Source organism: Pseudogracilibacillus auburnensis (assembly GCF_003201975.1).
Classification (GTDB): domain Bacteria; phylum Bacillota; class Bacilli; order Bacillales; family Amphibacillaceae; genus Pseudogracilibacillus; species Pseudogracilibacillus auburnensis.
In genome coordinates, this window is record NZ_QJJQ01000004.1 from 25086 (window position 1) to 45534 (window position 20449).

General features: G+C 35.6%; 18 protein-coding genes and 1 pseudogene. 17 read left to right on the plus strand and 2 right to left on the minus strand.

What is annotated here, in order from left to right:
- Positions 1-12: 12 nt before the first annotated feature.
- The 16 genes and pseudogenes from DFR56_RS06890 (at position 13) to DFR56_RS06970 (ending at position 16412) form a co-directional block, all read left to right on the plus strand.
- Positions 13-1197 carry a thiolase family protein gene (locus tag DFR56_RS06890; RefSeq protein ID WP_110394716.1) on the plus strand — a complete coding sequence of 395 codons (1185 nt, stop codon included), beginning with the start codon at positions 13-15 and terminating at the stop codon, positions 1195-1197.
- Complete coding sequence (locus tag DFR56_RS06895; RefSeq protein ID WP_110394717.1) at positions 1194-2558, plus strand: aminotransferase family protein; 1365 nt, start codon at positions 1194-1196, stop codon at positions 2556-2558. The genes DFR56_RS06890 and DFR56_RS06895 overlap by 4 nt, the downstream gene beginning before the upstream one ends.
- A 16-nt stretch (positions 2559-2574) precedes the next feature.
- The gene (locus tag DFR56_RS06900) at positions 2575-3381 is read left to right on the plus strand and encodes a transporter substrate-binding domain-containing protein (RefSeq protein WP_110394718.1); all 807 of its coding nucleotides are present in this window, start codon (positions 2575-2577) and stop codon (positions 3379-3381) included.
- 11 nt (positions 3382-3392) lie between these two features.
- Positions 3393-4049 carry an amino acid ABC transporter permease gene (locus tag DFR56_RS06905; RefSeq protein ID WP_110394719.1) on the plus strand — a complete coding sequence of 219 codons (657 nt, stop codon included), beginning with the start codon at positions 3393-3395 and terminating at the stop codon, positions 4047-4049.
- Between the two features lie 68 nt (positions 4050-4117).
- A complete protein-coding gene (locus tag DFR56_RS06910) occupies positions 4118-4846 on the plus strand; it encodes an amino acid ABC transporter ATP-binding protein (RefSeq protein ID WP_110394950.1) in 729 nt (242 codons plus the stop codon).
- Between the two features lie 12 nt (positions 4847-4858).
- Positions 4859-6295 carry an aldehyde dehydrogenase family protein gene (locus DFR56_RS06915; protein WP_110394720.1) on the plus strand — a complete coding sequence of 479 codons (1437 nt, stop codon included), beginning with the start codon at positions 4859-4861 and terminating at the stop codon, positions 6293-6295.
- A 12-nt stretch (positions 6296-6307) separates the two neighbouring features.
- Positions 6308-7573, plus strand: a complete 1266-nt coding sequence (locus tag DFR56_RS06920; RefSeq protein ID WP_110394721.1) for an NAD(P)/FAD-dependent oxidoreductase — start codon at positions 6308-6310, stop codon at positions 7571-7573.
- 11 nt (positions 7574-7584) lie between these two features.
- Positions 7585-7860: a (2Fe-2S)-binding protein gene (locus tag DFR56_RS06925; RefSeq protein ID WP_110394722.1), complete on the plus strand. Its 276-nt coding sequence runs from the start codon at positions 7585-7587 to the stop codon at positions 7858-7860.
- Between the two features lie 2 nt (positions 7861-7862).
- Positions 7863-8168, plus strand: a complete 306-nt coding sequence (locus tag DFR56_RS06930) for a (2Fe-2S)-binding protein (protein WP_110394723.1) — start codon at positions 7863-7865, stop codon at positions 8166-8168.
- Positions 8165-9385, plus strand: coding sequence for an NAD(P)/FAD-dependent oxidoreductase (locus tag DFR56_RS06935; RefSeq protein WP_110394724.1), 1221 nt, complete (start codon positions 8165-8167; stop codon positions 9383-9385). Before DFR56_RS06930 ends, DFR56_RS06935 begins: the two co-directional genes overlap by 4 nt.
- A 30-nt stretch (positions 9386-9415) precedes the next feature.
- A complete protein-coding gene (locus tag DFR56_RS06940; RefSeq protein ID WP_110394725.1) occupies positions 9416-10909 on the plus strand; it encodes a M81 family metallopeptidase in 1494 nt (497 codons plus the stop codon).
- A gap of 4 nt (positions 10910-10913) precedes the next feature.
- On the plus strand, positions 10914-11387 hold the full coding sequence (locus tag DFR56_RS06945) for a GNAT family N-acetyltransferase (RefSeq protein ID WP_110394726.1): 474 nt from the start codon (positions 10914-10916) through the stop codon (positions 11385-11387).
- 282 nt (positions 11388-11669) lie between these two features.
- Positions 11670-11951 (plus strand): co-chaperone GroES, encoded by a 282-nt coding sequence (gene groES, locus DFR56_RS06950; RefSeq protein ID WP_110394727.1) that lies wholly within the window; start codon positions 11670-11672, stop codon positions 11949-11951.
- 73 nt (positions 11952-12024) lie between these two features.
- A complete protein-coding gene (gene groL, locus DFR56_RS06955; RefSeq protein ID WP_110394728.1) occupies positions 12025-13656 on the plus strand; it encodes a chaperonin GroEL in 1632 nt (543 codons plus the stop codon).
- 589 nt (positions 13657-14245) lie between these two features.
- A pseudogene (locus DFR56_RS06965) lies at positions 14246-14910 on the plus strand (IS3 family transposase); the annotation flags it as partial.
- Positions 14911-14930: 20 nt separating this feature from the next.
- Complete coding sequence (locus tag DFR56_RS06970) at positions 14931-16412, plus strand: DNA/RNA helicase domain-containing protein (protein WP_158525526.1); 1482 nt, start codon at positions 14931-14933, stop codon at positions 16410-16412.
- Between the two features lie 336 nt (positions 16413-16748).
- On the opposite strand, the gene DFR56_RS23430 is transcribed toward DFR56_RS06970, so the two are convergent.
- Together DFR56_RS23430 and DFR56_RS23435 are read right to left on the minus strand one after the other, a co-directional pair.
- On the minus strand, positions 16749-17636 hold the full coding sequence (locus DFR56_RS23430; protein WP_244916446.1) for a Mu transposase domain-containing protein: 888 nt from the start codon (positions 17634-17636) through the stop codon (positions 16749-16751).
- Between the two features lie 76 nt (positions 17637-17712).
- Positions 17713-17853, minus strand: a complete 141-nt coding sequence (locus DFR56_RS23435; RefSeq protein ID WP_244916447.1) for a hypothetical protein — start codon at positions 17851-17853, stop codon at positions 17713-17715.
- Between the two features lie 727 nt (positions 17854-18580).
- Here DFR56_RS23435 and DFR56_RS06980 point away from each other — a divergent pair.
- Positions 18581-19936, plus strand: a complete 1356-nt coding sequence (locus tag DFR56_RS06980) for a reverse transcriptase domain-containing protein (RefSeq protein WP_110394730.1) — start codon at positions 18581-18583, stop codon at positions 19934-19936.
- Positions 19937-20449 lie beyond the last annotated feature (513 nt).

The following is a 20449-nucleotide window of genomic DNA, read 5'->3' on the forward strand; positions in this document are numbered from 1 at the left end:
GGGGAGTTAATAATGGTTGTAATTGTTAGTGCATTAAGATCGGCCATTGGTCGTTATGGAGGTTCATTATGTCATACAACACCAGAGAATCTTGTATCAACGATGTTAAAAAACAACTTATCATCGGCTGGTATCGATGGTTCTTTTGTGGATGAAGTCATTATTGGGCATACGAAACAAAGTGCTCATAATCCCAATATTGCTAGACTTTCCTTATTAAAGGCACAGCTTCCTGAACATATTCCAGCTCATACGGTCCATATGCAATGTGCTTCAGGAATGCAAGCGGTAATGAATGGTGCGATGTCAATTATGACAGGAAAAAATGACGTTGTGCTTGCTGGTGGAGTGGAGGTTATGTCTCAAGCACCATATTACTTTGTAGATAATCGTTTTGGAATAAACCCTGGAGATTTAACACTATATGATTCAAATATTGAAAGTCAACCCAAGTCTCAACCGAAAGATATATATGGTCATTTCTCCATGGGGATGACAGCGGAATGGTTAGCTGAGAAATACAATATATCACGTGAGGAACAAGATGAATTCTCGTTATTAAGTCAGGAAAAAGCATTTGAAGCGATTCAGTCAAAAAGATTTTCAGATGAGATTGTACCGATTTCAGTTAATAAAGGGAGAGGAGAATTTTACTACTTTGCAGAGGATGAATTTCCGAGAGAAACATCTATTGAAAAATTAGCAAAATTAAAACCAGTTTTTAAAGAAGATGGAACTGTCACTGCGGGTAATGCTACGGGTAGAAATGATGGTGCTGCTACGTTGTTAATGATGCATGAGAGTAAGGCAAAAGATTTAGGTTTAGAACCTTTAGCCTATATTCGTTCGTTTGCTTCTGCCGGAGTTAACCCAAAAGCAATGGGAATTGGACCTGTTCCGGCAACAAAAAAGGCATTGTACTCTGCTGGTCTATCATTCAATGATCTTGACTTAATAGAGTTAAATGAAGCTTTTGCAGCCCAATCGATTGCCGTTTTAAAAGAATGGGATTCAGATGGTAGAAACGTTAATGTAAATGGTGGTGCTATAGCTTTAGGACATCCTCTTGGTTCTACAGGTGCAAGAGTATTAACAACATTAGTTCATGAGCTGAAAAAAAGAAATAACCAATATGGCTTAGCGACAATGTGTGTAGCAGGTGGACAAGGAATATCAATGGTGGTGGAAAGAAAATGAAACAATTAGAAGATGCAGTGTTTCATAGGGATCTTACAAAAAACTATCCGATCATTACGCACGGTAAAGGAATCTATCTCTATGATGAATGTGGAAAAGAATATATTGATGCAAGCTCAGGTGCTGTTGCAGCTAACTTAGGTCATAGCAATAAAAAAATTGCTCAAGCAATGTTTGATCAGGCGAGTAAAGTTGGATTTGTTCACACAATGCGTTTTGAAACGGAAGTACTTCATCAATTAGCAACGAAAATTGTCCAACTTGCTCCTAGCACGTTAAATAAGGTGTATTTTACATCAGGGGGCTCTGAAGCAAATGAAAGCGCTATTAAGTTGGCAAGACAATACCATCGGGATAAAGGAAATAAAGATAAACAAATTGTAATTGGCAGGTGGCAGTCATACCACGGTAACACCCTTGGTTCGCTTTCAGTGGGCGGGGATGTGAAAAGAAGAAAGCCTTATACAGCTAATTTAATAAAAACAGAACATATTTATTCACCTTATTGTCATCAATGTCCTTACGAGTACGAAGAAGAAGCATGTATTCGGCAAAATAATTTAGCTTGTGCGAATGACTTAGCACGTAAAATTACCGAATTAGGTGCTGAAAATGTATCAGCAGTTATCATGGAACCGATTGTTGGAAGTCAACAAGGGGCAGTAGTGCCACCAAAAGGATATTTTAAAAGAGTTAGGGAGATATGTGATCAAAACGATATCGTGCTTATTATCGATGAAGTTATGACGGGCTTTGGTAGAACAGGTACGAACTTTGCTATCGAACAGTTTGGAATAGAACCAGATATTATGACGTTTGGTAAAGGTATTTCAGCAGGATACGCCCCACTAGCTGGAATGATTGTAAACGACAAAATTGTCGATGGCATTATTAAAAATAGTGCTGGCCAATTTGTACATGGATTTACGTATAGCGGGCATCCTGTTTTAGCAGCAACCGGTCTTGCGGCATTGGAGGTATACGAGGAAGAGTCCGTATTAGAAAACTGTCAACATGTATCTAAATATGTATTCGAATGTTTAGAACAACTTAAGGAAGCTTCGAAAATCATTTCGGATGTACGTGGAAGAGGTCTTCTAATAGGCATTGAGCTCGTTAAAGATAAAGAAAAAAATATATTATTTGATCCTAAAGAGCAAGTAGCGAACAGAGTTAATACTAGTGCGATGGATCTTGGTGCTGTATTTTATCCTGGATCTGGTGGGATTGATGGTTTATACGGTGAACATTTGATTGTTAGCCCACCATTAAACATTACAAAAAAAGAAATAGATAAAATGGTATCCATCTTAACAGAGGCGATTCATCTGGTAGAAGAGGAACTATTTAAAAAAGAATAAAAGGATGGGATGAAAAATGAAAAAGTTGTTATTCGTATTATTGGTTATAGTATCCTCCATGTTTATTTTAGGAGGATGCGGTAGTAAAGAGGATAAAAGTGGTAGTAGTAAAGAAGCGACAGATGAAGCAGGGGCTTTAGCAGCAATACAAGAAAAAGGAATGATTACAATCGGGATTGAAGGTGCTTTCCCTCCGTTCAACTATTTTGATGAAAATAATGAGTTGATCGGTTTTGATGTAGATATTGCGACTGAAATAGCAGATCGAATGGGAGTAAAGCCAGAGTTTATTCCAACACCGTGGGATACTATCATTGGTGGTTTACAGGCAAAAAAGTATGACGTCATCATTTCAAGTGTAGCACCAACAGAAGAAAGAAAGGCAAAAGTGGATTTTACTGATTCCTATTACACGACAGGGGTTCAATTGTTTACAACAGAGGATTCGGAAATTAAAGAAATTGAGGATGTAAAAGGGAAAGTAATTGGTGTAGCTACTGGAACAACATTTGCTGAAGAAGCTGAATCTTTAGGTGCAGAAGCAAAATTTTATGATAGTGATCTTTTGACATTCCAAGATCTATCAAATGGGCGAATTGATGCAGTTATCACGGATAAAGCTGTTGGAAATAGAATCATTCTTGAGCATAATTATCCATTTAAAACAGTCGGAGCGCTTTTATATACGGAACAACCTGGTATTACCTTAAATAAAAATCAAGAAGATTTAAAAGAAGAGCTTAATAAAGTGTTATCAGAAATGAAAGTTGATGGTACTTACGAAGAAATTAGTCACGAATGGTTTGGAGAGAATATCGAATAAGGTGGGGTTTTATGCTTGATTTTAGTTTAGTTCAAAACTTTATTCCATTTATGGTAAAGGCCGCATGGATTACATTGCTATTATCTGTCATATCCATTGTCGCTGGTTTAATACTAGGGCTCTTTGTAGCTCTAATGAAAATATCGAAGTATAAAATATTAGTTTGGATAGCTGATTTATACCTTTGGGTAATAAGAGGAACACCATTATTAGTGCAACTGTTTTTAGTCTATTTCGGATTACCCCAAATAGGAATTGAATTTTCGCCATTTACTTCAGCTGCTATTGCACTAGGTATAAACGCTGGAGCTTATATTGCTGAAATATATCGTGGGGGAATTTTGGCAGTATCGAAGGGGCAAATAGAAGCTGCTGAAGCACTCGGAATGAAATATCCAACAATAATGAAGAAAATAATTCTTCCGCAAGCACTTAAAGTAAGTATTCCTTCATTAGGGAATCAGGCAATTATTATGTTAAAAGATTCTTCCCTAGCCTCGCTCGTAACAGTTTCAGAGTTAATGATGGTGTCTCAAAGGTATGCATCTACAAACTATGCGTTTATTGAGTTTTATATTGTTGCAGCACTATTTTATTTACTCATGACAACTCTATTTACATTTATCCTTAATAAGATAGAAAAACGCATGGCTGTAAGTGAGCAATAAGAAAGAGCTTGGAGGTCGACAGAATGGCTACGATAAGTATAAAAAAAGAAGAGCAGTCAATTGAAAAAATGATCAAAGTGGAGAATTTGGAGAAGCATTATGGCAATAATCATGTGTTAAAAGGAATTAACCTTACAATTAACCGCGGTGAAGTTGTGGCCTTAATAGGTTCAAGTGGATCTGGTAAAAGTACATTATTACGATGCTTAAATAGGTTAGAAACTATTTCAACTGGAAAAATAACGATAGATGATATTTGTTTAAATGAATCGACTAAAAATATTAGTATGATTCGACAAGAAGTAGGGATGGTTTTTCAACAATTTAATCTTTTCCCACATATGACGGTTATCGATAATGTGATGATAGGACCGATACAAGTTTTAAAACGTAAAAAAGAAGAAGTTGAGAAAGAAGCGCTGGAACTTTTAAAAAAGGTAGGGTTGGCGGATAAAAGAGATATGTATCCAGCTAAACTCTCTGGTGGCCAACAACAGCGGGTTGCTATTGCAAGATCACTCGCAATGAAACCGAAAATAATGCTATTTGATGAACCAACTTCTGCACTAGACCCTGAATTAGTAGGAGAAGTATTAAACGTCATGAAGCAATTAGCTTTTGAAGGAATGACGATGGTTGTTGTAACACATGAAATGGGGTTTGCCCAAGATGTTGCGGATCGAGTCGTATATTTAAATGATGGAAAAATCGTCGAAGATGGTGATCCTAAAATGGTGCTAAGAAATCCAAAGAGCGACCAATTAAAGTCATTTCTACGATTAGTTAAATTTGAATAGTGGAGGAAGCAGATGGAAAAGTCATCTTTATTTATTAATGGTGAATGGATCATAAATGATAATCAAACGTTTTTTGAAAGCATAAACCCGGCTACAAAAGAAGTGATCGGATCATCTTGCTTAGCGACGGAAGAACAAGTTGATCTTGCTGTACAAGCAGCAAATAATGCGTATAACGAATGGAAATTAACTCCTTCACCTACACGTGCTAATTACTTATCTAAAATTTCTTCAGAATTAAAGAAGCGTCGAAAAGAACTAGCGGAAATGATGACAATGGAGATGGGAAAAGTACTGAAAGAATCGATAGGAGAAGTTGATGTTATTTTACAACATATTGAATATATGCATGGAGAAGCTAAAAGATTAATTGGGGAAATCGTTCCTTCATCTTCTCCAAATCGAACAATTCAAATGGTTCGTGAACCACTAGGAGTTGTAGCGTGTATCACTCCATGGAACTTCCCGGTTGTCCTAGCTGCTTATAAGATATTTTCAGCACTCATAACAGGTAATACAGTTGTTTGGAAACCAGCATCTGAAGTAGCTTTATCAGCGGAAATTTTCACAGAAGTTATTGAGCAATCAGGCATTCCAAAAGGTGTCTTTAATCTTGTGACTGGTTCTGGACAAACAGTAGGTAATAAATTAGCTACACATGAAAACGTGAATATCATTGCGTTTACTGGATCGACAAATGTAGGGAAAAAGATAACCGAAATGGGGAGTAATACGTTAAAAAGAGTATCGTTAGAACTAGGTGGGAAAAATGCTGTTATCGTGCTTCGTGATGCTAATTTGGAAGAGGCAGCAAATGGAATTATCCAATCCGCTTTCACTACGACGGGACAAAGATGTACAGCTGCAAGTCGGATCATCGTTGAACGTTCGGTAAAAGCTAAATTAATCGATTTATTGGTTGAAAGAACGAAGGAAATGAACGTAGGAAATGGACTAGTAGAAGAAAGTGATATTGGCCCTGTTGTCAATGAGTCTCAATTGGAAACAATTGAATCCTATGTTCATCAAGCGGTTCAAGAAGGTGGAAAAGTAGAGATTGGTGGAAAAAGAGGATCTGATTTAGAGGGATATTTTTATGAACCAACCATTATTTCTAATGTGAAACCCACAGATACAATTGCTCACGAAGAAATTTTTGGTCCTGTTTTAGCAGTGCTAGAGGTAGATTCGTATGAAGAAGCGATGAAAATTAATAACGATACGATATATGGGTTATCTACATCTATTTATACGAATAGTTTACATTTTGCTAATAAAGCCTCTCGTGAAGCGGTTTCGGGTCTAGTCTATATAAATAGTGGAACTTCAAATGCCGAAATAGGCGTTGCTTTTGGCGGAATGAAAATGTCTGGGAATGGGCATCGCGAAGTATCTAACCATTCATTTGATTTAATGACAGAATGGAAATCAATTTATACTAATTATTGAGGATGGTGGGTAATGGATAAAGACATTGATTTATTAACGATGCTAGCCTTAAAACCAGAATTAGAAACAAAAGAAAATGTAGAAAAGGTTAAAATAAATGACGCAATCATTCATAACTATTTTCATGAACAAAGATCAACCTTACAAGGAAAGCCCCATGTGGTAATGGTTGGTGGTGGAATTATTAGCTTAATGACAGCTTTTTATTTGGAGGAAATGGGATTTCGCATTTCGATCATAGAACAAAAGTCTTTTGGTGCTGCTGCCTCTGGTCGTAATGGCGGTGCTGTTATGATGATGGGGAGAGAGTTAATAGAGCTCCCATTTGCAAGGCATTCAATCAATTTATGGGAACAACTTTCAACAAAAGGAATCAACACCCATTTTGAACGTAAAGGTCATTTGATGGTAGCGAGAAACGATATAGAAGTGGCAAGATTGACAAAAGCATATGAACTTTATAAAGCTGCGGGGATACCCGTTACATTACTGAACAATGAAGAAATGAAAAGTTATACGCCACATATCGGCAAAGAAAATAAACTTGGTCTATTTAGCTATGAGGATGCACAAAGTTATCCATTTACGACCATTCAATCATTAATCAAACAACTCAAAACAAAAGGTGTGCAATTTTACCCTTATACAAAAGCAACTTCATTTGAAACGAATAATCGTATGATTGAAGGAGTAATAACCGAAAATAGCGTCATCAAAGGAGACTATTATTTAATTAGTGCTGGACCATGGTCACTAGAATTAGGGAAGTTATTGGATGAACATATTTCCGTTAAAGCCCGTAGATCGCAATTAATGGTGACGGAAATAGTGAAAAAGAAAGCAATTGTACCATTCTTTACAGGTAACGGTTTTTACTCTCGCCAGACCCATGTCGGTAATCTATTATTCGGTGGCGGTGGCCCTTGGGAAATCAATGGTTATGACGTGAGCAATACATCGTATGCAATCGAGCTATTAAGTAATCGTTTTACGGAAGTTTTTCCAACGTATAAGACAAAACAGCTGATCCGTAGCTTTGCAGGAACGGTAGAGATAACTCCTGATCATGTACCTGCTTTTGGAAAGTTATTAAACTGGGATAATGGATTTGTCTCTGCTGGATATAATGGCCATGGTTATGGTTTATCAGCAGTAATGGGAAAATTAATGAGCCTCGTTTTATATGACAATGCTACCGATCGACAATTATGTAATGATATAAAATCTGTCATTGATCCGTTAAAAATAGATCGTTTTACAGAACTAACGAAAGTATAGAGGTGATCTGAATGCCAAAGGACGAAAATTATCTGATTTGTCGCTGTGAAGAAATTTCCCTTAAAGAAATTAAAAATGTAAAAAATAATGGACTAACAACATCTCAAGAAATAAAGATGGCAACAAGGGCGGGAATGGGAGTTTGTCAAGGGCGTATTTGCAGATCACTTATTGAACAACTTGTAGCGGAAACGGAAGAAGGGTCATGCAAATTACCATCTAAATTAACAGTTCATCATCCTGTTAGACCTGTTCCACTAGGCATGATTGTTAATAAGGAGGACTGAATATGAGAATACAAAAACATCCCGTGATGAAAATAATCGAAAAAGAAGATGTTGAATTTATATTTAATGATACAAAAATCATTGGTAAAAAAGGAGATTCACTTGCTTCTGCATTATGGGCGAACGGTATGAAAACGTTACGCCAGACGGAGAAAGAAAATAATAGTAGGGGAATATATTGTGGCATCGGAAATTGTTATGATTGTAGAGTTTATTTACAAGGAAGTGGAATGGTGCGGGCATGTATTACTCCCATAAAAAGTGGGATGGAATTCTATTCAGAGGATAGAGGGGATATGTCATCATGAAATTTGATGTTGCAATAGTTGGTGCGGGTCCCGCAGGATTGAAAGCAGCTATAGAGATTGCTCGTGCAGGCGGTAATGTCGTCATGATTGATGACCATCCACATGTCGGTGGGAAACTAAATGGGCAGCTCCACGAAGAACCAAATAATGGGGATTGGTGGATTGGTGTGAGCATCGCAGAACAATTAAAGCAAGAAGCACTATCTTTAGGGATCACCATTTTAACGGGGACACAAGTATGGTCCGTTGAAGAAGGTTGGAAATTATTCATTTCAAATGTGGATGGAAGGCCATTAGATAATAATATGATTGAGTCAAAAGCATTGTTGTTAGCGACAGGTGCTATTGAAAAGCCTCTACCATTACCTGGTTGGACTTTGCCTGGCGTACTAACAATCGGTGGGGCACAAGTATTAACAAATCAATATCAAGTTAAGCCAGGTAATCGTGTCATCGTTGTCGGTGTTGATATTTTATCTTTATCAATTGCACGAGCAATGAAGATGGCAGGAGCAGATGTTGTAGGAATATATATTGCTCCTAAAAATGAATTCACATCGGGAATATCAAATCCGAAAGAGTTATTAAGTTCATTCAGTTCAATGACAAAGTTTGCTCCAAATCTTTTCATGCGTCTAGGTGGAAATGTGTTAAAGTCAGCGATTGGTTGTTCATTAGCTGCCTTGTTTTATCCAAAGAATGGAATGAAAGTTTGGGATATACCCATCCATTTTCGCCAGTCCATTTTAGCAATAAATGGTGAACAAGAAGTTGAGTCTGTTACGTTAACGAAAATAGATCCAACTGGTAATGCGATAGGGGAAAGTTTTTTAGAAAAGGTAGATGCCGTATGTATTTCTGGGGGTCTATCCCCACAAAATGAATTAGCCGCTGTTGCAGGATGTGAATTTGTTCGATTAAATGGTTTAAGTGGGGTTGTTCCTCTTCATGACCAATATATGCAAACGACAGTGGAGGGATTATTCGTTGCAGGAAACATTACTGGTATTGAAGGTGCAAAAGTAGCTTCAGCTCAAGGGGTTTTGGCAGGTAGCTCTATTAATAAATATTTAAGTATAGGTAATGTAAATGAAGGTAATTTGGAGAGAAATGCGAAACAAGTTGAAATAGTTAGAGAAACAGCAGATATTACTTTCCACTCAGAAATCGGATCTGCAAGAAATAAGTTGCAAAAATTATGGGAGCATAGAATATAAACTTCTGGTATTAGCGGGAGGACTCATTAGATGAAGAGAATAGGGATTGCTTTTTTTTATCATGAATCACATAGTTTTACACCAATGATTACCGAATTAGAACAGTTTGAAAATGAGGCATATCTTTTAGGAAAAGATATTATCGATCATTATCGAGGGACAAAAACAGAAGTAGGCGGGTTTATTGACTATTTAACAGGAAGCAAAGAAGAAATAGAAATTGTCCCATTATTATGTGCTTCCGCAGTCCCCTCTGGTGTTGTAACGAAAGAAACATTCGAGAAAATTGAAAAAGATATGATTGGAAGTATCCAAGATAATTTGCCACTTGATGGTCTGTTACTAGCGTTACACGGGGCGATGGTTGTCGATGGTTTACCAGATCCTGAGGAAAAAATGTTGGAAAATATTCGTGAAACAATTGGAAATAATATCCCAATCGCCACTACGTTAGACTTACATGCAAATATTAGTGAAAAAATGGTAACGTACACACCAATGCATTTTGGCTTTAAAACGTATCCACATATTGATATGTATGAACAAGGTCTTGCAGCTGCAAATGCTATTTGCAATTGTTTATTTGAAAACAAGCAGTATCAAGCAGCATTTATTCGATTACCGATGCTTTTACCATCTTTGAATATGCGGACAGAAACTGGTCCCATGAAAAAAATGATTGATTTGGCGAAAGAAGCAGAAAATATCAAAGGTGTTGATAATGTTTCCATCTTTGGCGGATTTCCCTATGCTGATACAGCATCAAGTAGTGCAAGTTTAATAGTAGTTGGTACAGATAAAAAGACAATGGGAGAAGTCGCGGAAAAATTAGCGCGGGAATATTGGGGGCTAAAAAAAGAATTTCTCGTTCACTTACCAAGTGCGAAAGAAGGATTGAAAATAGCCCTATCACGTCGTAATAAAAAGCCCGTTGTTTTAGCCGATATATCTGATAACCCTTTAAGCTGTGGTAGTGGTGATACGACAGAATTATTACGGATGATGCTCAGAAATAAGGTAGATCAAGCTTTATTTGGTGGACTATATGATCCCGAATCGATAAAAAGATGTCAAGAAGCTGGTGAAGGGAAGACTGTTGAACTTGAACTCGGGGGGAAAGTAACCCCGGAATTTGGTTTGCCAATTCGTGTTGAAGCGAAAGTAATTACATTATCGGATGGTGTCTTTTATAATTCTGGTCCGTTTAATCAACATCTTAAAGTTGATTTAAAAGCTACTGCTCATATTGTCGTTGATAAGTTGGATATCGTGTTAATTGGTCGCCCAATGTCCGCCAATGATCCAGAAATGTTTCGACATTTAGGAATTGATCCAACAAAAAAGAAAATTTTAGCACTAAAAGTAAAAAATCATTTTAGAGCTGCATTTGATCCATTAATTGAAGAGGTAATTTATGTAGATGCTCCTGGAGTGTCTACCAATAATTTAACAACATTAGAATATAAAAATATTATTCGTCCAATTTGGCCACTTGATAATGCAATATATTTGGAAGGGGAATGAAAAAATGAGTGAAAAATATTATGTAGAGGTATTAACGTCTTTAAGTCCGGAAATGCAGGACATCATGATGGAACTCGAAAAAGATGCTTTTCCAGGTATTGGTGCAGTTGATGAGCAAACGTTGGTGCCAATTGCTAGATTCGGTAAATTAATAGTTTATCGTGAAACAGGGGATCCAAGACCGATCGCTGTTTGTGAATTAATGAGAGAATATAATGCGCCACAGCGAGCGTATGTATTTGGATATTATGTTCGCTCTGATCAACAAGGTAAAGGAATCGGTCAGAAGTTTTTTGCAGAAGTGATGAACATCATTGATGAAGATGGCTTTGATCAAATTTGTTTAACGGTGGATGTATCAAATACTCCAGCTGTAAAAGTGTATGAGAAATTAGGGTTTGAAATAAAAGAAACAAGAGAAGCTGAATATGGCAAGGGAGAAGATAGATATTATATGGAATGGCGTAAAACGAACTAATCTAAGTATATTGGTCCCATATAAGCACTATTTTTGAACCATTATTTACCAACTGAAAATAAGGAGAGGCTCATGTTAGGAATGAAATAGTAACATGGGCTTCTTTTTGAGAAAGCAATAAAGTTAAAATAACAGAAGAGTATTAAGTTATGATAAATAAAGTATAAAACACTTGCATTTTAAATGGGAATTATTTAATATAATAATTGGAATTAGCACTCGGGTGTCTTGAGTGCTAATAAAGAAAAAATAATAGTTAACGGACTAAGGAGGTATCTTTACATGATTAAACCTTTAGGAGATCGTGTAGTGATCGAACTTGTTGAGCAGGAGGAAACAACTGCAAGTGGTATCGTTTTACCAGATTCTGCAAAAGAAAAACCACAAGAAGGTAAAGTAGTTGCAGTAGGGTCAGGTGCAATCGTTGACGGTAAAAAAGTTGCACTAGAGGTAAAAGAAGATGATCGTATCATTTTCTCAAAGTTTGCAGGTACAGAAGTGAAATACGAAGGAAAAGAATACTTAATTTTGCGTGAAAATGACATATTGGCAATCGTAGAATAATACATTAGTACGGTTGGCAAAATGAGTTTTATTAAACATAGAATGAACTATTTTAAGGAGGTACTATTTAGTTATGGCGAAAGAAATTAAATTTAGTGAAGATGCACGTAAATCTTTACTTAACGGTGTAGATACATTAGCAAATGCAGTAAAAGTAACATTAGGACCTAAAGGACGTAATGTTGTATTAGACAAAAAATTTGGTTCTCCTCTCATCACGAATGATGGAGTAACCATTGCGAAGGAAATTGAATTAGAAGATGCTTTTGAAAACATGGGTGCACAACTCGTTTCAGAAGTTGCTTCTAAAACAAATGATGTAGCTGGAGACGGTACGACAACAGCAACAGTACTTGCACAAGCAATGATTCGTGAAGGATTAAAAAACGTTACAGCTGGTGCTAATCCAGTAGGAATTCGTCGTGGAATTGAAAAAGCGGTTGAAGCAGCTGTTACAGGTTTAAAAGACATTTCCAAAACGATTGAAGATAAAGAATCGATCGCACAAGTTGCAGCAATTTCATCAGGCGATGAAGAGGTTGGTAAACTAATTGCTGAAGCGATGGAACGCGTTGGGAACGACGGAGTAATTACAATTGAAGAGTCAAAAGGATTCTCAACTGAACTAGAAGTAGTAGAAGGAATGGAATTCGACCGTGGATATGCTTCTCCATATATGGTGACAGACCAAGATAAAATGGAAGCAGTTTTAGAAAATCCTTATATCTTAATTACAGATAAAAAGATTTCTAACATCCAAGAAGTTCTACCAGTTCTTGAAGCGGTTGTTCAAGAAGGAAAATCAATTTTAATTATCGCAGAAGATGTTGAAGGTGAAGCACTTGCAACATTAGTATTAAACAAATTACGTGGATCATTTAATGCGGTTGCAGTAAAAGCTCCTGGATTTGGTGATCGTCGTAAAGCAATGTTAGAAGATATCGCCATTTTAACTGGTGGTCAGGTCATCACTGAAGACTTAGGATTAGATTTAAAGGCAACAGAGGTTAGCCAATTAGGTCGTGCTGCTAAAGTAGTCGTTTCGAAAGAAAATACGACAATCGTTGAAGGGGTTGGAAGTCCTGACGCAATTGCAGCTCGTGTAAACCAAATTCGTGCTGAAGCAGAAGAATCTACTTCTGACTTTGATAAAGAAAAATTACAAGAGCGTTTAGCGAAACTTTCAGGTGGAGTTGCTGTAGTGAAAGTTGGAGCAGCTACTGAAACGGAATTAAAAGAGCGTAAACTTCGCATGGAAGACGCACTTAACTCAACTCGTGCAGCAGTAGAAGAAGGAATTGTTTCAGGTGGAGGTACTGCATTAATTAACGTATATAAAAACGTAGCAGAATTATCACTTGAAGACGACGAAGCAACTGGAGTAAGCATCGTTCTACGTGCGCTTGAAGAGCCAGTTCGTCAAATCGCAGAAAACGCTGGCCTAGAAGGTTCCATCGTTGTTGAGCGTCTAAAAGGCGAAGACGTTGGTACTGGATTTGACGCTGCTAAAGGTGAGTGGGTAAACATGGTTGAAGCTGGAATCGTTGACCCAACAAAAGTTACTCGTTCCGCTTTACAACACGCAGCATCTGTTGCAGCAATGTTCTTAACAACGGAAGCTGTAGTTGCAGACTTACCAGAAGAAAATGCTGGTGGCGGAATGCCTGACATGGGCGGCATGGGCGGAATGCCAGGAATGATGTGATAGGTAGCTCTAACCCATGATACAATAGGGCTTTTTGTAGGCGATTAGCAAAATGCTAACATTGGAAAGATTATTGCAGGCTTCTCTTAAGTTGTCCAAACTTTTGAGAAGCCTCTCTTTTTAATTCTTTGGTTACATGGAGATAGATAAGCCTAGTTGTTTCATCTTCTGTATGACCTAGTCTATCCATAATTACTTCTAATCCAACCCTTGCTTCGGCAAGTAGGGAGGTGTGTATGTCTTAGAGAATGGGGTGTTAATTCCTGATTTAATCCTGCGATTTTTAATAGGCGTTTCATACGATTTGCAATTGTTTTAATAAGCATTGGGTATCCCGGTTATCTTTCTGTATTAGCGAATATAAAACCTTCATTATAATAAGCATCACCTAGTCAATTGATCACTTTCTTCTGCGCTGCTTTATGTTTTTTGAGTTCTTTTATAATCTCGTTTTCCACGACAATCGTTCGAATGGAACCTTTTGTTTTCGGTAGTACTAATTGGTATTTAACAGTATTATTTTTTTCATTGTAATACGTTTTGATAATTCTGATGCTATTTTCATCAAGGTTAATAATTTAAAGAACAAATTATCCTGCTTCATGCTTCCGGAAAGCCTAGAAGTGAAATTATCAAAGAATACGAGCTGACGCCATCTGCCTTTGATAAATGGCTTCGGCAATATAAGGCATCAGGATCATTTGAAGAAAAAGACAACAGAACACCTAAACAGGAGGAGCTAATCAAACTCCGCAAAGAAAACCAACGATTAGCAATGGAAAATGATATTTTAAAGCAAGCCGCGCTGATCATAGGACTAAAGTAAATGTGATTCGTAATAACACTCACAAATACTCGGTATCAGCAATGTGCGACGTCCTACAAATTCCTAGAAGTACGTATTATTATGAAGCAAAAGAACAGGATAACCAAGATGAAGAATTAACAATACTTGTTGGATATCTTTAAAAAAAGCTGCAATATTTATGGTCAAAGAAAAATTAAAAAAGAACTTGAAAAGCTTGCTGGACGGTATCTCGCCGTCGAATTGGTCGAATCATGAAAGAGCAAGGTCTTATCTCAAAATATACCGTGGCTCAATACAAACCGACGAAAACAACTTGTAACGAATCGGAGGTCGGAAATGTGTTGAACCGAGAGTTTAATCAAGACCAGGAATTAAAAGTAGTTGTCAGCAATTTGACCTATGTCCGAGTCGAACAAAAATGGCATTATATATGTGTTTTAGTAGATTAGCAGAGGAGATCACTGTGATGGTTAAAAGAGTAAATTTACTAACATTGAATTTGATGTTTAGGGAGAATTTGGTCGAGGATTATTTGAATGATGAAAGGATTAATTATAGAGAGTTAGAAACATTAAGTAGTTTTGTTGAGGAAATACGAAAGAAGTATAGCAAGATTAACATCTTTGATGGTTATGTCTATGATTATAGTATACCTCAAATATCCAAACAATTTGATATTTTAAAAGTTGCTAGTAATTATATTATTAATATTGAATTAAAGGAAACTAGTACAGAAGAAAAAATTAAAAAGCAACTTAAAGAGAATAGTTATTATCTAAGTAGTACTGGAAGAAAAATTTGGACTTTTACATATGTAAAATCCAGTAATTCTATTTATGAATACATAGCCGAAGAAGATCGATTAGACTTAATAGCGGATTTTGAAAGTTTTATCGAGTGGTTAGAAGAAAAGAAGATAACTTATTTGGAAGAGGAAAATATAAACGAAATTTTTAAACCGAAACAGTACCTAGTTTCGGTATTTAATGATACTGAAAAGTTTATAAGAAACAAGTACTTTTTAAATGATTTACAGCAAAGGTTTAAAAAAGAATTTGAAGAAAGTGATAAATTATTCAACGCTATTAAAGGAGAAGCGGGAACAGGAAAAACGTTATTATTATACGATATAGCTAAAGACTATAAAAATAGAGGAGTATCTACCTTAATTATTCATTGTGCTAAATTAAACATCGGTCATTATAAATTAATAGATTATGGCTGGAATATTACCCCTATAAAAAACTTTCGAGATTCTTTATCAACAGAGATTAACGCTACTTTTATCGATGAGGCCCAAAGACTTACAGAATATCAACTCCAATACATCATAAAATATGCTAGAGAAAATAAAATAAAGGTATACTTTTCTTATGATCCAGCACAATATTTACATCTTAGTGAAAAAACAAGTGATATAGCAAATAAGATTCTAGGATTAAATTCAGAAGTTATAAACAGAGTCCTAACAGGAAAAGTAAGGAATAATAAAGAGATTAATCTTTTTATAAAAAAGATATTTGATAGTCAGCACAATCATACTTCTAGTCTCCACTTTAGAGATTTCATTGAAGTCCTATATTTTGATGATATGAAAACATCAAATCACTATATAGAGGAATTGATAGATTCCTCAAAAGGAGAGGCTACAGTTCTAAATTTTACGGAGGATCTAAAAACGCCTAGAAAATATCAACGTTATAATAATGTCCAATCAGTATTAAACGCTCATGAAGTTATTGGACAAGAATTTAATCATGTTGTTTTAACATTAGGAGATTATGTTGAGTATGATGCTTTGGGAAAATTGTATGCAACATGCAGTTCATATTACGATGTTGTACGAATGTTTTATCAGTTGGCAACGAGAGCCAAAGAAAAACTTACTCTTATTATCATTAATAACAAAGACTTAGCACGACGAGCAGTAAAAGTGTTAAATCAATAATTAAAATGTCTCAAACTATTTAATTCAAAATAACGTATAGTTTACTCTAGAATCGGGCGCGATTGTTGAAAAAAATAAATTAAAAATCTAAAAATTTCAAATTTAATCTGATATTTTTGATTGCGTACCATATTGCTAAAGTGTTGTTTACAGGTCTGCTAATTGGTGAGTTATTTAACATTTTACTCACCTTAAACTGAACTCGTAAGAAATACATAGCTGACTTTGTACGTTGCTAGATATCCTCTGCATTCTTAGCTTTTTGTGGGCTTTACTTATTTAAATGGATGTACAAAATACATTGTATCCCCGTAGAATCATATTTGAAGAGTCTCTTTAAAAAAGTAGTAAATTATCTTGTTTAACGACTCGTTTTTTTGACCATAATGGAATTAAGGCACTCGGTAACACGACCATCGAAGTATGATTAAAATAAACCTCAACCAATTTAGGTGATATTTTAATCTCTACCTCTTTACCGATTAATTCATGTGGTACGGAATAAAACATGCTATTAATGGTAATATGGTAATCAGGTCGGACTTTTGCTTTTCGCCATTCAGATAATTTGTATGGTGTGTTTGGAAGAGGGGAAAGGGCAAATTTCTCCTCTTCCAATGTAAAGCATGTAACGTTTCTGAGTGCTTGAATAATCCAATTAGTTACGATGTTCACAGAGCCTTCTACACTGGCTTTATCACGTGCTGTAAGTACATGAGCCGGCATAACTATAGCATTATAGTATGTCACCATTTCTGCGTATGTTTTATTTAATATGAGTTCCTTTGATGTGTGCTTTGTAACACCTGTTTTTAAATTATCAGGAACTAGAATATTTGGTACGCCACCAAAATAATCGAAAGCATGTTGGTGCAATTTAATCCAAGATGGAAGATCCATACGATAAGAACCTTCTACATAAAAAAGTTGCGAATATGGTAGTGTTGCTATGAAAACACATACCGGTACTTTCTTCCCTATATCTGAATCGACAACAAATAATGTTGCACCAGCCCAATCAACTTCTAATAATTCACCTGGTTTTCTCCGAATTCCCATCGTTGCTTTGTATTTCATTGCATAGTCACGATAATGTTCCGTAAATGTCCGATAAGCATACGGTATTTTTCCAGCATCATGAGCCTCACTCACATATTCATCATGAAGTAGTGTTAACGTTATGTTTGGTTTCGCTAACTCTTTATGGATATATTCAAAATCCATTAAGTGTTTGCCCTAGCTTTTTGCTTCTTTTCTGGATAGAGAAAATCTTCTAACCAAGGATCAGTCATTTCTTCTTCTAACGGTATTTTCCCCCCTTCTTTTTTGCTAATTCAATAATTTCTATCACCTTTTGACGCGAATGTTGTGTAATCATTGCAATACTACGCAGTGGAACATCATCCGGATGCAGTTCCAAAATCTTTCGATATTGATACACACAAAAACCTCCTATACACTTATTTCACGCCGTCAGGTGTTAGAGTGCACATTAAGTATATAGGAGGTATTAGATATTTTGGTACATTGCTCCGCAATGTGTGGTAAATTCGCCCGCAAACAGAGGTAAAAAGAATTGCAAAGGTGGTGCATTCTGATGCAATAATCACATGCTGTCTTACCCGGATTGTTCCTGGTTTTAGGTCAAACTCATAACATTAAAAGGATAATAAGTAATAAGTGGTATAAAGGATGTAAGGAGCTGACGGGAATAATATCCCGTTTAGGTTACACATTTTGTATTTGCAGGTATTTATTTCTCTATTAATTTACTATTTGCCTAGGTAATATGGTATAATAGAATTGCTTATGAAGTAGTTCATAAGGTCACTTGTTTCAACCTTGGTGCAAGTTGAAGTATTCTTACATAGAAGAAACAACTCAACCGACAGAAGATTGAAATAATTGCCAATAATTTCAATTTCTTGATTGCAAAGATCCAAGCAATAAAGTAACCAAACATCTTTGAGCAACTCCAGTCTTCTAATAGTATAACAAGTATTACTAACAGTTTCATCAGCAGTGTCGATAGCTATAAATGGCCATAAGCTATGATCGACTATGGCTGTATAATGTCATTTTTATAATGATATTGGGTGTGCTGAGTAAGTTGTAATTCAAGGACTGCATTGATATTTACTTAGCTCTGTAAAGGAGATTTGTATAAAGTGTCAGAGAAAAATACAAAAGATTACTATAAGCCTAAAAACTATCTTCATTTTGATGGGAAGAGAATCTATAATAACAAAACGAAAAGCTATGTGACCAATCCTAAAAAGATTAGGATACATAGCTTTTATCCGTTAATCCGGTATTTTAGCAAAACAGAAAGATATGATAAAGATAAAGAACATTTAGATAGTCGTCCAATTAAAACTAAAAAACGTCAAATCATGTACGCAAGTCATATAGACAACTTTATTTATAAATACTATGGTGAACAACTGAACGGACGTTATAATACATGGGTAAAGGATCATGCTATCGATATAAATACCATCGCTTATCGTTCAAAAAAAGATGAGAAAGGAAAAAGTAATATAGATTACGCTGCAGATGTAATTAATCAGATTCATCAATTGGAGTCTTGTTATATAATAATCGGTGACTTCGAGAAATATTTTGATTATTTAGATCACCAAAAATTAAAAGATAGACTATGCAGAGTCCTAGGATTTGAGAAAAACAAGTTACCAAAAGATTGGTTTAAAGTCTTTCAATCGATTACGAAATACAGCTTTTATAATCAAAAGCGAATCCATAAATACTGTGGAACGGAGAGACAACTGAGACAAGCAAAACAATTTAAATACTTTTCGTCTCCACGGGCCTTTCGTAAGTTTAAATCCATTTACCCTTCAACAAAAAAAACGAACGATTGGGGTATCCCACAAGGAACGGCAATCAGTGCCGTTCTTTCAAATGTCTATGCCATTGATTTTGATAAGCAAACGGCAGCTTTAGTACAATATTATGGTGGATTATATAGAAGGTATTCTGATGATTTTATTGTAGTTTTGCCAACAAATCATGTGGAAGGTAAAGAAGAATTTGAAAGGATTAGGGATACTATCCATTCATTAATCCGCAAAAACGGAATGAATATTCAACCAGCTAAAACACAGATATATTGTTATCAGAAAAAATGCATAATAGATTATTACAATTCTAAGCCTACTAGGATGGATTATTTAGGTTTTGTTTATGATGGGACGACCGTTGAAATGCGTGGTAAAAGTCCTTATAAATTTTACCGACATGCTAAAAAAATTATTGAAAAGGCAAAAAAAGTACAGAGGCAAAAAGGATTAAAGAAATTACCTTATCGTAGACAGATTTACAAATTATATTCCGATTTAGGTATAGCTAGACGACCTCATGGGAACTTTCTAACGTATGCCTCTAACTCACAGAAAGTTTTTGATGAAGTCTCTCCTTATACTAATAATCAAATGATGCAACAAGTAAATAATAGAAAGAGAAAGCTAAATCAAATGCTTGGTTATCGAGTTACTTATAAATAAAAGAAAAAGGGGTCAGTAAACATATGCCTTCTTTTGCGATTGAGGAAAAGCAAATTAATTGGTAGTATTATTTCCGAAGATATAAATCACTAAATTCACATCATTGCGACATGATAGAATTTGGAAAGAACAAATGATGAAAGTAAGTCTAAGGGGAACATATTAATAAATCGTGTACCTGGCACCATGTATGTGTGGAGTATCGAGGTGGTTCTATGAGACCTATATTTAACAAAGCAATAATTTCCAGTATATTCGCATTCTTATTTTTTAATTCAATTGAAACCAGTTGGTTAGTCTTCCTAATCATTTTTATAACTGTATGGCTTTTAGTCTATATAAATTTTAGCTTACATAACAATCAAAGTTTATATATTTCACTATTAACAATTAGTGTAACAGTACTTTTTAATTATTGCATAAATGTTTATATTACAAAAGGAAACATTACTCAATCCGTTTTTGACGAACTGTGCTTTCTAATAGTTATGTCGTTGAATTTGGCAATAGGAT

Bases quoted from the DNA above. Each gene is read 5' to 3' on its own strand.
- DFR56_RS06890 (WP_110394716.1), top strand. From the start codon at position 13: ATGGTTGTAATTGTTAGTGCATTAAGATCGGCCATTGGTCGTTATGGA.
- DFR56_RS06895 (WP_110394717.1), top strand. From the start codon at position 1,194: ATGAAACAATTAGAAGATGCAGTGTTTCATAGGGATCTTACAAAAAAC.
- DFR56_RS06900 (WP_110394718.1), top strand. From the start codon at position 2,575: ATGAAAAAGTTGTTATTCGTATTATTGGTTATAGTATCCTCCATGTTT.
- DFR56_RS06905 (WP_110394719.1), top strand. From the start codon at position 3,393: ATGCTTGATTTTAGTTTAGTTCAAAACTTTATTCCATTTATGGTAAAG.
- DFR56_RS06910 (WP_110394950.1), top strand. From the start codon at position 4,118: ATGATCAAAGTGGAGAATTTGGAGAAGCATTATGGCAATAATCATGTG.
- DFR56_RS06915 (WP_110394720.1), top strand. From the start codon at position 4,859: ATGGAAAAGTCATCTTTATTTATTAATGGTGAATGGATCATAAATGAT.
- DFR56_RS06920 (WP_110394721.1), top strand. From the start codon at position 6,308: ATGGATAAAGACATTGATTTATTAACGATGCTAGCCTTAAAACCAGAA.
- DFR56_RS06925 (WP_110394722.1), top strand. From the start codon at position 7,585: ATGCCAAAGGACGAAAATTATCTGATTTGTCGCTGTGAAGAAATTTCC.
- DFR56_RS06930 (WP_110394723.1), top strand. From the start codon at position 7,863: ATGAGAATACAAAAACATCCCGTGATGAAAATAATCGAAAAAGAAGAT.
- DFR56_RS06935 (WP_110394724.1), top strand. From the start codon at position 8,165: ATGAAATTTGATGTTGCAATAGTTGGTGCGGGTCCCGCAGGATTGAAA.
- DFR56_RS06940 (WP_110394725.1), top strand. From the start codon at position 9,416: ATGAAGAGAATAGGGATTGCTTTTTTTTATCATGAATCACATAGTTTT.
- DFR56_RS06945 (WP_110394726.1), top strand. From the start codon at position 10,914: ATGAGTGAAAAATATTATGTAGAGGTATTAACGTCTTTAAGTCCGGAA.
- groES (WP_110394727.1), top strand. From the start codon at position 11,670: ATGATTAAACCTTTAGGAGATCGTGTAGTGATCGAACTTGTTGAGCAG.
- groL (WP_110394728.1), top strand. From the start codon at position 12,025: ATGGCGAAAGAAATTAAATTTAGTGAAGATGCACGTAAATCTTTACTT.
- DFR56_RS06970 (WP_158525526.1), top strand. From the start codon at position 14,931: ATGGTTAAAAGAGTAAATTTACTAACATTGAATTTGATGTTTAGGGAG.
- DFR56_RS23430 (WP_244916446.1), bottom strand. From the start codon at position 17,636: ATGGATTTTGAATATATCCATAAAGAGTTAGCGAAACCAAACATAACG.